This window comes from Streptomyces sp. NPDC000348 (genome assembly GCF_042898795.1).
In the GTDB taxonomy this organism is placed as follows: domain Bacteria; phylum Actinomycetota; class Actinomycetes; order Streptomycetales; family Streptomycetaceae; genus Streptomyces.
This window is the reverse complement of sequence record NZ_JBIAZD010000017.1, coordinates 166,587-179,245: the sequence shown is the minus strand read 5'-3', so window position 1 is coordinate 179,245 and position 12,659 is coordinate 166,587. Positions and strand designations below refer to the sequence as shown.

The 12,659-nt window shown below is 72.5% G+C and carries 11 protein-coding genes and 1 pseudogene; 8 read left to right on the top strand and 4 right to left on the bottom strand.

The genetic code is table 11. From position 1 onward, the window contains the following. Positions 1-215: 215 nt before the first annotated feature. Positions 216-1,670 (bottom strand): regulator, encoded by a 1,455-nt coding sequence (locus ACFY3N_RS28555; protein ID WP_390819630.1) that lies wholly within the window; start codon positions 1,668-1,670, stop codon positions 216-218. A 358-nt stretch (positions 1,671-2,028) separates the two neighbouring features. Here ACFY3N_RS28555 and lipB point away from each other — a divergent pair, with 358 nt between their 5' ends. The 4 genes from lipB (at position 2,029) to ACFY3N_RS28535 (ending at position 5,170) form a co-directional block, all read left to right on the top strand. Continuing rightward, positions 2,029-2,826, top strand: a complete 798-nt coding sequence (lipB, locus tag ACFY3N_RS28550; RefSeq protein WP_390819629.1) for a lipoyl(octanoyl) transferase LipB — start codon at positions 2,029-2,031, stop codon at positions 2,824-2,826. Between the two features lie 153 nt (positions 2,827-2,979). Beyond that, positions 2,980-3,945: a lipoyl synthase gene (lipA, locus tag ACFY3N_RS28545; protein ID WP_390819628.1), complete on the top strand. Its 966-nt coding sequence runs from the start codon at positions 2,980-2,982 to the stop codon at positions 3,943-3,945. Positions 3,946-4,212: 267 nt separating this feature from the next. Further along, positions 4,213-4,428 (top strand): hypothetical protein, encoded by a 216-nt coding sequence (locus ACFY3N_RS28540; RefSeq protein WP_390819627.1) that lies wholly within the window; start codon positions 4,213-4,215, stop codon positions 4,426-4,428. A gap of 37 nt (positions 4,429-4,465) precedes the next feature. After that, positions 4,466-5,170, top strand: a complete 705-nt coding sequence (locus tag ACFY3N_RS28535; protein WP_390819626.1) for a DUF4191 domain-containing protein — start codon at positions 4,466-4,468, stop codon at positions 5,168-5,170. Positions 5,171-5,270: 100 nt separating this feature from the next. Here the strand turns inward: ACFY3N_RS28535 and ACFY3N_RS28530 are convergent, their stop codons facing one another. Continuing rightward, a complete protein-coding gene (locus tag ACFY3N_RS28530) occupies positions 5,271-5,738 on the bottom strand; it encodes an RDD family protein (protein WP_390819625.1) in 468 nt (155 codons plus the stop codon). A 211-nt stretch (positions 5,739-5,949) separates the two neighbouring features. Here ACFY3N_RS28530 and glnA point away from each other — a divergent pair, with 211 nt between their 5' ends. The 4 genes and pseudogenes from glnA to ACFY3N_RS28510 all read left to right on the top strand — a co-directional run bounded on the left by glnA (position 5,950) and on the right by ACFY3N_RS28510 (position 9,323). Further along, positions 5,950-7,359: a type I glutamate--ammonia ligase gene (glnA, locus tag ACFY3N_RS28525; protein WP_390819624.1), complete on the top strand. Its 1,410-nt coding sequence runs from the start codon at positions 5,950-5,952 to the stop codon at positions 7,357-7,359. Positions 7,360-7,489: 130 nt separating this feature from the next. Further along, entirely contained in the window at positions 7,490-7,750 is a 261-nt protein-coding gene (locus ACFY3N_RS28520) for a hypothetical protein (protein ID WP_390819623.1), read from the top strand. A gap of 69 nt (positions 7,751-7,819) precedes the next feature. Next, positions 7,820-8,737 carry a zinc metalloprotease HtpX gene (htpX, locus tag ACFY3N_RS28515; RefSeq protein WP_390819637.1) on the top strand — a complete coding sequence of 306 codons (918 nt, stop codon included), beginning with the start codon at positions 7,820-7,822 and terminating at the stop codon, positions 8,735-8,737. A gap of 6 nt (positions 8,738-8,743) precedes the next feature. Continuing rightward, positions 8,744-9,323 (top strand): annotated as a pseudogene (locus ACFY3N_RS28510) (hypothetical protein). A 66-nt stretch (positions 9,324-9,389) separates the two neighbouring features. On the opposite strand, the gene ACFY3N_RS28505 reads toward ACFY3N_RS28510, so the two are convergent. Both ACFY3N_RS28505 and ACFY3N_RS28500 read right to left on the bottom strand, forming a co-directional pair. Further along, complete coding sequence (locus ACFY3N_RS28505) at positions 9,390-11,951, bottom strand: FtsX-like permease family protein (protein WP_390819622.1); 2,562 nt, start codon at positions 11,949-11,951, stop codon at positions 9,390-9,392. Continuing rightward, positions 11,948-12,631: an ABC transporter ATP-binding protein gene (locus ACFY3N_RS28500; protein ID WP_390819636.1), complete on the bottom strand. Its 684-nt coding sequence runs from the start codon at positions 12,629-12,631 to the stop codon at positions 11,948-11,950. Before ACFY3N_RS28500 ends, ACFY3N_RS28505 begins: the two co-directional genes overlap by 4 nt. Positions 12,632-12,659: the final 28 nt, after the last annotated feature.

Here is a 12,659-nt window from a genome sequence, read left to right as displayed (position 1 = left end):
GGGGGGGGGGGGGGGGGGGGGGGGGGGGCCCCCCGCGGGGGGGGGGGCGGCCCCCCCCCCCCCCCCCCCCCGGGGGGGGGGGCGGCGCGGGGGGCGGCCCCCCCCCCCCCCCCCCCCGGCCCCGACCCACCCACCGGACAGTGGGCACCACGCCCGCCCCACCGAAGCCGCGGGCATCACACCCGCCCCACCGAAGCCGCGGGCGCCACGCGGGTTCAGCCGTATGCCGCGATCTTGTCGCGGTACGTGCGTACGGGAGCCGCGTCCCGGTACGGCTCCAGCTTCCGTTCGAAGTCCCGGACGTACTCGACGGCCCGCACCGACCGCATCTCCGCCGCCTGACCGGCCGCCTCGGCGGCCAGCTGGCACGCCTGGTCCAGCTCCCCCAGACCGAGCCGGGCGGTCGCCAGCACCATCCGGCAGAAGAGCCGGCTACGGGCGTACCCCGGCGCCCGCAACTGCAGCGACCGCTCCGCGTGCTGCGCGGCGGCCCGGAACTGCTGCAGATCCCGGTGGCAGTGCCCGAACTCGTCAGCGAGCTGCGCCTCGTCGAAGAAGCGCGCCCAGTACGGAACCTCGTCCCCGGGCCGCGCGCCCTCCAGCGCCCGCTCCGCGCGCACCAGCGCCGCCGTGCAGGCCCGCACCTCCCCCAGCACCCCGTGCCCACGCGCCTCGGCCGCGTGCAGCAGCGCCTGCACGACCGGCGGGCCGGACCCGCCCGCCCCCTGCTGGGCGACCCGCGCGAGCTGCACGGCCTCCCGCCCGTGCCCGAGGTAGACGGCCTGCCGGCTCATGGTGACCAGGACGTACGCACCGTAGGGCCGGTCCCCGGCCGCCTGCGCCAGCCGGAGCGCCTGCACGAAGTACCGCTGCGCGAGCCCGTGCGCGGCGATGTCGTACGACGTCCAGCCGGCCAGCCGGGTCAGATCCGCGGCCGCCGCGAACAGCCGGCGGCCGGTCTGCTCGCCGTACGTGCCGCGCAGCATCGGTTCGCACTCGTGCTCCAGGTACCGCACGAGGGCCTGGCGGGCGTGCCCGCCGCCGTACGCGTCGTCGAGCGTGCGGAACAGCTCGCCGACCGACCGCAGCGCCGCGATGTCACCGCCGGTGACCCGGTGGCCCGGACCGCGTTCGGCCGTGGCGCGCCGGCGCGCGAGCAGTTCGGACGGCCGGACCGGCGGCCGGCCCTGCGCCGGAACCCGGACCGGCGGCTCCGTCCGGGCCACCTTCTCGTCCGCCCGCCCGATCAGCCAGTCCCGGCTCGGGACGACCAGCCCCGCCGAGGTGAAGGCGATCTTCCGCAGCTCGGCGTGGCTGCCGGAGTCCTTGCGCCACAGCCCGCTGACGATGTCGACGGCCTCCTCCGGGGTGGCGGCGAACTCCAGCCCCGCGTAGACCGGCGCACAGGCGTCCAGCCCCAGGTCCTGCGCGGTCAGCCGCCGGCCCAGACGCCGGGTGAAGACCTCGGCGATCAGCGCCAGCGTCGTACCGCGGGGCTGCTGTCCGCGCAGCCAGCGGGTGACGGACGTCTTGTCGTATCTCAGGTCGAGCCCGTGTTCGAGACCGAGCTGGTCCACGCGACGGGCGAGTCCCGCGTTGGAGAACCCCGCTTCTGCGATGAGCGCGGCGAGCTGTCGGTTGGGAGTGCGCTGCGCGGGTCGTTCCGTCATCTGCGGTGCGGTCTCCTGCCTTCCGGCTGAGCGAGGTGCCCGGATTGCCTGTGAGCAGCCCTTATGGCCACACGGACGGCGCGAATGTAGCGGAGAGTGAGCACGCAATCGCACGCTTCATCCGGCATTCATCCGATCGTGTGAGGATTGCCCGAAGGCTGACGCCCCGGCCGCACACCCCTTCCGCGCTCCCCCGGCCGGGCACCCCAGGCCGGGCACCCCCGACCGAACGCCCCCCGGCCGGACACCCGGGCCGGACGGCCGGGCCGGACGGCCGCCCCCCGGCACCCACTCGAACGGTCGTACAGTGGCGTGGGCGCGTTTCGTGCCTGACGACCTTGTAGGGAGGCGCTTTGCCGTGAGTGAGTTGCGGTTCGTGCGGATGGGCTTCGGGGCCGAGGCCGTGGACTACCGACTGGCCTGGGACGAGCAGCGCCGGGTGCACGCGGCGCGGTTCGCCGACGAGGTGCCCGACACCGTGATCCTCCTGGAGCACCCCCCGGTCTACACGGCCGGCCGGCGCACCGCGGACAACGAGCGCCCCCTCGACGGCACCCCGGTCATCGACGTGGACCGCGGCGGCAAGATCACCTGGCACGGCCCCGGCCAGCTGGTGGGCTACCCGATCCAGAAGCTGCCCCGCCCGGTGGACGTGGTCGCGCACGTCCGCCGCCTGGAGGAGGCCCTGATCCGCACCTGCGCGGAGTTCGGCCTGGAGACCACCCGGGTCGAGGGCCGCAGCGGGGTGTGGGTGCTGGGCGACCCGGTGGAACGGCGCCCCGCGCTCGGCGGACTCTCCCTGGACTTCGACCCCAGGCTGCACGACGACGAGTTCGACCCCCGCCTCAACGGCCCGGAGTACGCGCCCTCCAACGCCGGTCAGCGCCGCGAGGACCGCAAGATCGCCGCGATCGGCATCCGCGTGGCCAAGGGCGTCACGATGCACGGCTTCGCGCTGAACGTGAACCCCGACAACAAGTGGTTCGACAGGATCATCCCGTGCGGCATCCGCGACGCGGGCGTCGCCTCCCTGGCGAACGAGCTGGGGCGCGACATCACGATCGCCGAGGTGCTCCCCGTCGCGGAGCGCCACCTCCGGGACGTCCTGGAGAACGCGGACCTGAAGCCCCGGGACATCGAGAAGACACCGGCGTAGGAAGCCTGCCCGGCGTCCGGGGACGAGGCCCGTCCGGGGACGGACGGGAGCCCGGGGGCGGCAGCCCCCGGCAGGCCCGGCGCCCACGCCGGGTTTCAAAACAACGGGCGTACGCTTGAGCACGCCGAAGAATCAAACGCTAGGGAGCCGGTCGTGTCCGCAGTCGCACCCGACGGACGCAAGATGCTGCGCCTGGAGGTCCGCAACAGCCAGACCCCCATCGAGCGCAAGCCCGAGTGGATCAAGACCCGGGCGAAAATGGGCCCCGAGTACTCCAAGATGCAGAACCTCGTCAAGAGCGAAGGGCTGCACACGGTCTGCCAGGAAGCCGGCTGTCCCAACATCTACGAGTGCTGGGAGGACCGCGAGGCGACCTTCCTCATCGGCGGCGACCAGTGCACCCGGCGCTGCGACTTCTGTCAGATCGACACCGGCAGGCCCGAGGCGCTGGACCGCGACGAGCCCCGCCGCGTCGGCGAGTCCGTCGTCACGATGGACCTGAACTACGCCACCATCACCGGCGTCGCCCGTGACGACCTGGAGGACGGCGGCGCCTGGCTGTACGCCGAGACCGTGCGCCAGATCCACGCCCAGACGGCGGACCGCGCGGAGGGCCGCACCAAGGTCGAGCTGCTCGCCCCCGACTTCAACGCGGTCCCCGAGCAGCTCGAGGAGGTCTTCTCCGCCCGCCCCGAGGTCTTCGCGCACAACGTCGAGACGGTGCCCCGGATCTTCAAGCGGATCCGCCCCGGCTTCCGCTACGACCGTTCCCTGAAGGTCATCACCGCCGCCCGCGACTACGGACTGGTCACCAAGTCGAACCTGATCCTCGGCATGGGCGAGACCCGCGAAGAGGTCGGCGAGGCGCTGAGGCAGCTGCACGACGCCGGCTGCGAACTGGTCACCATCACCCAGTACCTGCGGCCCTCCGTGCGCCACCACCCCGTCGAGCGCTGGGTGAAGCCGCACGAGTTCGTGGAGCTGAAGGAGGAGGCCGAGCAGATCGGCTTCTCCGGTGTGATGTCCGGCCCGCTGGTCCGCTCCTCGTACCGCGCCGGCCGGCTCTACCGGATGGCGGTCGAGAAGCGGGGCGCGTACGTCGCCTCCCAGGCCGTCTGACACGCCCCGGAGCCGTCCGGCGCCACACCGCCGACAGCGTGTGAATTCACGCACAAGGCTCTACCCGCCAGTAATGGCCGGGACGACGCGGCCCCGACCGTCCTCGCAGATGAGGGCACAGGTCGGGGCCGCGCCGGCGTTCCGGGCCCTCCCACCGAGGCTTCATGCCTGTTTGACCGGTCGGTCACGCCCTGGTAACACCAGTCAGTGAGCCTGGAATCACAGCAGGTACACCCCTACCCGCCCGCACCGAGGGAGACCTCCGCCATGCAGGCCGCGCCCGTCCGCGCCACCGCCATCCCGTCCTTCGCCACCGCGCTGCGCGCCGTCGAGTCGCTGCTGATGAGCGGCGGCCAGCGCACCGCCCGCCGCAACGCCTGGAACTCGGTGCTGGAGGACCGCCGCCGCGCCAAGGACCGGATCGAGGCGCAGCGCGTCCTCGACCAGGCCCTGAGCACCCCGTCCCTGACGACCCGCCCCTGACCGACCGCCCCCGGCGGGGACACGTAGACTTCATGGCATGGCGAGGAAGGAAACCGCAGCGGACGCTGCGAACCCCGGGCGACTGAAGCAGATCGCCCTGACCTACAAGATGACCCGCAGGGCCGACAAGAAGATCGGTCTTGTACTCGCGGCTGTCGGAATCGTCACCTTCGGTGTCTTCCTCGCGATCGGTTTCTTGATCGGGCACCCCATCTATCTCGGCATCCTGGGCTTCCTGCTCGCCTTCCTCGCGACGGCGATCGTCTTCGGGCGACGGGCCGAGCGGGCCGCCTTCGGACAGATGGAGGGACAGCCGGGCGCCGCCGCGGCCGTGCTCGACAACATCGGCCGGGGCTGGACGACGACCCCCGCGGTGGCGATGAACCGCAACCAGGACGTGGTGCACCGCGCGGTCGGCAAGGCCGGCATCGTGCTGGTCGCCGAGGGCAACCCGAACCGGGTGAAGAGCCTGCTGGCAGCCGAGAAGAAGAAGATGAACCGCATCGTCGCGGACGTCCCGGTGCACGACCTGATCGTGGGCACCGGCGAGGGCCAGGTCGAGCTGAAGAAGGTCCGTACGACCATGCTCAAGCTGCCCCGCGTGCTCACCGGCCCCCAGGTCACCGCGACCAACGACCGGCTGCGCGCCCTGGGCGACCTGATGAGCAACATGCCGCTGCCGAAGGGCCCGATGCCCAAGGGCATGAGACTGCCGAAGGGCGGCGGGCCGAGGAGCCGCTGACCCACCTTTCCTCCACGACTTCCTCTACGACGACGGGGGCGCCGGAATCACTTCCGGCGCCCCCGTCGTCGTGTCCCGTCGTCCTCCCCGGGAGCGGACGTCAGATCCGCACCTCGACCGTGCGGGCCAGCCGGTCGTGCAGGCCGCGGCCGTCGCGGTCCCAGACGAGCGCGGGGACGGCGAGGCAGAGCAGGACGGAGCGCACCAGCCCGCGCAGCGGCTGGACCCGGCCGGTGTCGAGGGCGACCACCCGCAGACCGAACAGCCGCTTGCCGGGCGTGAAGCCGACCGTGCCGACGGTGAGGACGCTCAGCACGAGGAACACCAGCAGCGCCCAGTTGCCGGTCGCCTGTCCGTAGCCGTCGGTGATGAGACCGTATGCGATCAGGACGCACAGGCCCCAGTCCACGGCGAGGGCGCCGAGCCTGCGGCCGGGGCGTGCGATCGATCCCGGTCCGTTCTCCGGCAGCCCCAGCTGCTCACCCCGGTAACCGAACTCGGCACCGGCGTCCTCCATGGCCGCGCGGGGCCCGGAGAGCCATGATCCGATTGCTTGCCTGTTGTCCACCCGTCCACGGTACTGCGCCCGGATATGACCGCAGGACGGCGGGGTGCGCCGGGGCTACCGTGGAAGAAGGGGCCGGTTAACTTGTGCGAAACAAATGGGTCACGCCCGAGAAATGACCCGTCCCTAGGGTCGAGGGGAGCGTGTGCCACCCGCACTGGCCACACGAACGATCTACCACCCCGGCGGGACGGTCGGGAGTAGGAGGAGCTGGATGTTCCAGAACGCCGACGACGCCAAGAAGTACCTCGCGGACGAGGACGTCAAGTTCATCGACGTCCGGTTCTGCGACCTCCCGGGTGTGATGCAGCACGTCACGATCCCCGCCGAGGCGTTCGACCCGGACGAGGAGCTGGCGTTCGACGGATCGTCGATCCGCGGCTTCCAGGCCATCCACGAGTCCGACATGTCGCTGCGCGCGGACCTGTCCACGGCCCGGGTCGACCCGTTCCGCCGCGACAAGACGGTGAACATCAACTTCTTCATCCACGACCCGATCACGGGCGAGCAGTACTCCCGTGACCCGCGCAACGTGGCCAAGAAGGCCGAGGCGTACCTGGCCTCCACCGGGATCGCGGACACCGCCTACTTCGGTCCCGAGGCCGAGTTCTACGTCTTCGACAGCGTGCGCTTCAAGACCTCGGAGAACGAGTCCTTCTACCACATCGACTCCGAGGCGGGCGCCTGGAACACCGGTGCGCTGGAGGACAACCGCGGTTACAAGGTCCGCTACAAGGGCGGCTACTTCCCGGTCCCGCCGGTCGACCACTTCGCCGACCTGCGCGCCGAGATGTCCCTGGAGCTGGCCAAGGCCGGCCTGAAGGTCGAGCGCCAGCACCACGAGGTGGGCACCGCCGGCCAGGCCGAGATCAACTACCGGTTCAACACCCTGCTCGCCGCCGCGGACGACCTGCAGCTCTTCAAGTACATCGTGAAGAACGTCGCCTGGCGCAACGGCAAGACCGCGACCTTCATGCCGAAGCCGATCTTCGGTGACAACGGCTCGGGCATGCACGTCCACCAGTCGCTGTGGGCGGGCGGCGAGCCGCTCTTCTACGACGAGCAGGGCTACGCCGGCCTCTCGGACACCGCCCGCTACTACATCGGCGGCATCCTCAAGCACGCGCCGTCGCTGCTGGCCTTCACCAACCCGACGGTGAACTCGTACCACCGTCTGGTGCCGGGCTTCGAGGCGCCGGTGAACCTGGTGTACTCGCAGCGCAACCGCTCCGCCGCGATGCGCATCCCGATCACCGGGTCGAACCCGAAGGCCAAGCGCGTCGAGTTCCGCGCCCCGGACGCCTCCGGCAACCCCTACCTGGCCTTCTCGGCCCTGCTGCTCGCGGGCCTGGACGGCATCAAGAACAAGATCGAGCCGGCCGAGCCGATCGACAAGGACCTCTACGAGCTGGCTCCCGAGGAGCACGCGAACGTGGCGCAGGTCCCGACCTCCCTCGGCGCGGTCCTCGACCGCCTCGAGGCCGACCACGAGTTCCTCCTCCAGGGCGACGTCTTCACGCCGGACCTGATCGAGACGTGGATCGACTTCAAGCGCGCCAACGAGATCGCCCCGCTCCAGCTCCGCCCGCACCCGCACGAGTTCGAGCTCTACTTCGACGTGTGATCGGGCCATGGCGCCCCCGCCTCCGGTTCCTCCGGGGCGGGGGCGCCGTCGTGTGTCCGGAAAGCTTCCCTCTCCGTGCCCGGAGAGGGATCCTTGCCCTGACACCGTTGTTCGAGAGAAGGTCACGGGGATGTCCGAAAGGGACGACGAGGAGCGGGAGTTCGACCTCACGTGGGCGGACGGCGCCGCGCACAAGGAGCCGTCGGCGCGGGCCCGCATGCTCGCCGCGCGCTGGAAGGACAACCCGCCCGGCCCCGTCCCGTTCCGCGGCGAACCGGAGTACCGGGGATCGTCCGGCCGCTCGTCGTGGGTGTCGACCGCGGTGGTGCTCGGCTGCGTGGCCGTGGTCATCGTGCTGCTGGGTTACGTCAATTCCCGGGGGGCCTACTGAGGCCTCTCCGGGGCCCGGGCGGGTGCACACTGGACATCGGGACGCGTGCCCGACTGCGAGGTGAGGCGGATACGCAGCCGCTTCCGGAGCGACCGGGGACTGACCGTGCGGATGGGAACCACGCTTTTCCTGCTCGGTCTGCTGTACGTGGGATTCGTCGCCGCGCTGATCGCGCTGCTGAAGTCCTGGGTGCTGGTCGTGGTGATCGTGGCGCTGTTGTTCGGGGCGCAGTACTGGTTCTCCGACCGGATCGCACTGTTCGCGATGCGCGGCCGGATCGTGGAGCGGGACGACTATCCGGAACTGCACGGAGTGGTCGACCGGCTGTCGGCACTGGCCGACATGCCCAAGCCGGTGGTCGCCGTGTCGGCGATGGACATGCCGAACGCGTTCGCGACGGGCCGGAATTCCGACAACGCCGTGATCTGCGTGACCTCGGGGCTGCTGCGACGGCTGGAGCCCGCCGAACTGGAGGGCGTGGTGGCGCACGAGCTGTCACACGTGGCGCACAAGGACGTCGCCGTGGTCACGGTCGCGTCCTTCCTGGGCGTGATCGCGGGGCTGATCGTGCGTTTCGCCTTCTACTCGCAGCTCTTCGGCGGCGGCCGACGGGACCAGAACACCATGGCCGTCCTGGCGGTCGTCATGGGCGTCTCCGCGGCCGTGTACGCGATCAGCTTCCTGCTGATCCGGGCCCTGTCCCGGTACCGGGAGCTGGCGGCGGACCGGGCCGCCGCCCTGCTCACCGGGCGCCCTTCGGCACTGGCGTCCGCGCTCACCAAGGTCACCGGCGACATCGCCCGGATCCCGACCAAGGACCTGCGCACGGCCCAGGCCTTCAACGCGTTCTACTTCACGCCCGCCTTCGGTGCCGAACCCGGTCTCGGCCGGTTCTTCGCCACCCATCCCAGCCTGGAGCAGCGGCTCGACCAGCTGGGCCGTATCTCAGCGGAGCTGGGTGAGGCGGCACTGCCCGGGAAGCCCTGAGCGGCCATGAGGCTGCTGGACGTCCTGTTCGGCCGGTCCAGGGCCGTGGGGCCGGATCTCGACCGGCTCTTCGCGCTGCCGTCGGCGGCGGTGAGCCTGGAGGCCGCGGCCGGCTTCAGGGCGACCGGTCAGGGCGCGGTCTGCTTCGCGACGGTCGAGGGCGCGGCCTTCGAGCAGACGCACCGCGAGGTGCGCGCCCTGCTGGACGCGGACGCCGGCCGGGCCCCGGTGGAGCTGAGCCGCGACTCCTACGGCTACTCCTGGCTCGTCTCCCACCGCTCCCCCCGACGAGCTGCCGCTCCTGGTGAACGACGTGCACGCGGTGAACAGCGCCATGGAGGCCAACGGCTTCGGCCCGCAGCTGCTCTGCTCGCTGGCCGGTTTCCGCGACGACGACGGGCGGCGGCTCGCGCTCGTCTACCTCTACAAACGCGGCACGTTCTACCCCTTCGCCCCGCCGCCCGGCGATCGGCAGCGGCGGGACAACGCGCTGGCGCTGCGGATACGGGCGGTACTCACCGGAGAGCTGCCCGTCGAGGGGGACCTGGGCCGCTGGTTCCCCGTGTGGGGCGCGCCGGGGCTGTAGGGCCGGCCCGTCGCTCCCCCGGGCGCCTTCGACAGCCGGCCGGGCGCCCGGCGGCACGCGCTGCCGCTACTCGTCCTGTGCGACGGCGACCGTCGGTGGGGTCCGGGAGGCGCGGAGGGCGGGCACCGTGCCCGCGGCGGCGGTCACCAGGACGAGGGCGGTGAAGACCGCCGCGAGCTCCCCGGCCGGCACGCTGAACGGGGCACTCGTCTCGGCGACCCGGACCACCAGCCAGGAGTACGGCATGCCGAGGGCCAGACCGAGGACCCCGCCCAGTACGCCGTAGAGCGCGCACTCCACCGTGACCATGCGGTGCACGGCCGCCCCGCTGAGCCCCAGGGCCCGCAGCAGCCCGAACTCACGCCCCCGTTCGACGACGGTGAGACTCGCCGTGGTCGCGACTCCGACGACCGCCACCAGGACGGTCAGCCCCAGGACCATGATCACTGTCGTGGCCATCGTCCGCAGGTCGTCCGACTCGCCGGCCTGTGCGGCCGAGTCCTCGGCGATGACGCGGCCGTCGCCGCGCTCCCGGCCGGTCAGCGTGTCGGTAACGGCCCGCTGCGCGCGTATCCGCCCCTGGGCGCCGTCCTGCGAGGCGTCGGCGGTGACCGTGGTGGGCGCGGCGTCCGCTCCCATACGGGTGAGGTCCGCGGCGGGGACGAAGAAGTTCCCCCCGTAGGGGCCGGCTCCGGACAGCGTCGCCGCCACGGTGAGTTCGACGGGGCGGCCCTCGAACTCCAGCGTCACCTGGTCGCCCGCCCGGACGCCAAGCCGGTGGGCGTGGTCGGCGTCCACGACGACGTGGGCGGGTTCGAGGTGGTCGAGGGAGCCGGTGCGGGCGGTCAGGCCCACGCCGGAGCGGACGGTGCCGAGGTCGAGGTCGGAGACGGTCGCGCCGCGGGAGCCCTCGACGGCCTCCGCCGTACGGAACGCGGTCACGTCGGCGAGTTCGGGGTGCGAGGCGAGATCGGCGGCCAGCGACCGGTCCAGCGTCTCGCCGTCCCGTGGGTACAGGTGGAAGTCGGCGGGTGCCTCCACCGCCTGCCGGTAGCGCTCGTAGGCGTTCAGGGAGGCGAGGCAGGTCAGGGTCGAGCCGACCAGGCAGACGCCGAGGGCCACGACGACCGAGACCGAGGCCGCCCTGCCCGGCGCGCCCCCGACGCCCGCGACCGCGAGCCGGCCGGCCGCACCGGTGCGGCGCAGGGGCACGGCGACGGCCGACAGCACCGGCCGGACCAGACGGGGGCCGAGGGCGATCAGGGCCAGGAAGGCCAGCCCGCCCGAGAGCACCACGACGGTCAGCGCCGCGAACCGGTCGAACTCCGTGTCACCCGGCTGCGGCAGCCCGCCGTACTGCCGCCATGCGAGGAGCGCGGCGCCCGCCGCGCACAGCAGGCCCAGCAGGGTCCGGCCGACGCCGCTCACCGTGCCCTCCCCGGACGCCGCGCTGCGCAGGGCCTGCAGCGGGGAGACCCGCGAGGCGCTCAGGGACGGGGCCAGGACCGCCAGGACCGCGAGGAGGCCGGTGCCGAGAACGGTGAGGACGACCTCCGTCAGCGGAAGGTGGGAGGGGGCGGACAGGTCGTGCCCGAACCGCCCGGCGACCGGGGGGACGAGCCGCCCGCAGCCCCAGGCCGCCAGCACACCGGTCGCGCCGGCCAGCAGGCCGACCACCGCCCCTTCGGCGACGAGCGCGGCGGCGAGCCGTCGCGGGGTCGCCCCGATGGCGCGCAGCAGCGCCAGCTGGCGTACGCGCCGTGCGAAGACGATGCGGAAGGTGGAGGTCGCGACGAGGACGGCCGCGCCGACGGCGACGGCGAGGAAGACGGTGACCAGTTCCAGGGTGTCCTCCGCCTCCGCCACCGCCTCGCGGGCCTCCTCCGCCCGCACCTCGTCCCCGGACCGCACCCGCGCTCCGGGCACCGCCCGCCGGATCCGCTCCGCCGGATCCACGGAGCCGGACGCGGAGGACGCGGTGTCGGTGCGGATGTCGATGCGGGAGTAGCCCGACACTCCGAGCAGTTCGCCGAGCTGGGGGCCGGGGGCGTACCCGGTGGGCTCCGCGTCGTCCGTGGCGGTGCCGCGGACGATGCCGCTGACCTCGACCGTCACCCGTCGGGTGCCCTCGCCGTCGGGTTCGGGCCGGAGCAGGGTGAGCGACGATCCCGGAGCGAGACCGTACTCCCGCGCGGCCCGGGTGTCGACGGCGAGCCGGCCCGGTCCGGAGGGGTACGTGCCGTCGATCAGCCGGACTTCCGCCAGGGCGCCGGTGCCGGGGTCCGCGGACAGGGCGAGGTAGCGTTCGACGGCGCTGCCGTCCAGCGGGCTGCCGCCGTCGAGCCGGCCGACGGCCTCGGTGACTCCGGGCGTCTTCAGGATCTCGCTCAGGCGGTCCTCGCCGATGTCCTCCCCGTCGCCGGGCGTGACCACCAGCGACACCGCTTCGGGCGTGCCACGGAACTTCTCGACGACGGTCGCGGTGATGATCTGCTGGGCCATGACGGTCCCGAAGACGACGAACGCCGCGATCAGCAGCGACAGTCCGGTCGCCGCGAACCGTCCGGGCCGCCGCAGGAGTTCCGCCACCTGGGAACCCAGGACGGTCGCGCGCCACGGGGTGCTCATCGCCGACTCCCCACGACGTCGCCGACGGGGGCGGTGTGCTCGTCCTCGACGACGCGTCCGTCCGCGAGGGTCAGCACCCGGTCCGCGTACCGCGCCGCCGCGGGGTCGTGGGTGACCATCACGACCGTCTGGCCGAGGTCGTCGACGGACCGGCGCAGCATGGTGAGGACTTCGGTGCCGGCCCGGGAGTCGAGGTTGCCGGTGGGTTCGTCGGCGAAGAGCACGGCCGGCCGGGCCACCAGCGCCCGGGCCACGGCGACCCGCTGCTGCTGGCCCCCGGACAGCTCGGCGGGGCGGTGCGAGAGCCGGTGGGCGATGCCGAGGACCTCGCAGAGGTGGTCCACCAGGGCGCGGTCCGGGCGCCCGCCGGACATCGCGACGGGCAGCACGATGTTCTCGTACGCCGTCAGCTGCGGCAGCAGGTTGAACGACTGGAAGACGAACCCGATCCGCTCCCGGCGCACCCGGGTCAGCTGCCGGTCGGACAGTCCGGTGATCTCCGTCCCGTCCAGGACGATGCTGCCGGAGGTGACGGTGTCGAGTCCGGCGACGCAGTGCATCAGGGTCGACTTGCCCGACCCGGAGGGGCCGACGACGGCGGTGAACCGGGCGCGCCGGATACCGACGGACACCTCGTCGAGGGCCCGTACCTCGGCGGTGCCCTGGCGGTAGGTCTTCACCAGGTCGGTGGCGGTGATGACGTCGTCC

Coding starts and splice junctions, on each gene's coding strand:
- ACFY3N_RS28520 (WP_390819623.1), top strand. CDS start 7,490: ATGTCCGAAAGGGACGACGAGGAGCGGGAGTTCGACCTCACGTGGGCG.
- ACFY3N_RS28535 (WP_390819626.1), top strand. CDS start 4,466: ATGGCGAGGAAGGAAACCGCAGCGGACGCTGCGAACCCCGGGCGACTG.
- glnA (WP_390819624.1), top strand. CDS start 5,950: ATGTTCCAGAACGCCGACGACGCCAAGAAGTACCTCGCGGACGAGGAC.
- ACFY3N_RS28540 (WP_390819627.1), top strand. CDS start 4,213: ATGCAGGCCGCGCCCGTCCGCGCCACCGCCATCCCGTCCTTCGCCACC.
- ACFY3N_RS28505 (WP_390819622.1), bottom strand. CDS start 11,951: ATGAGCACCCCGTGGCGCGCGACCGTCCTGGGTTCCCAGGTGGCGGAA.
- ACFY3N_RS28555 (WP_390819630.1), bottom strand. CDS start 1,670: ATGACGGAACGACCCGCGCAGCGCACTCCCAACCGACAGCTCGCCGCG.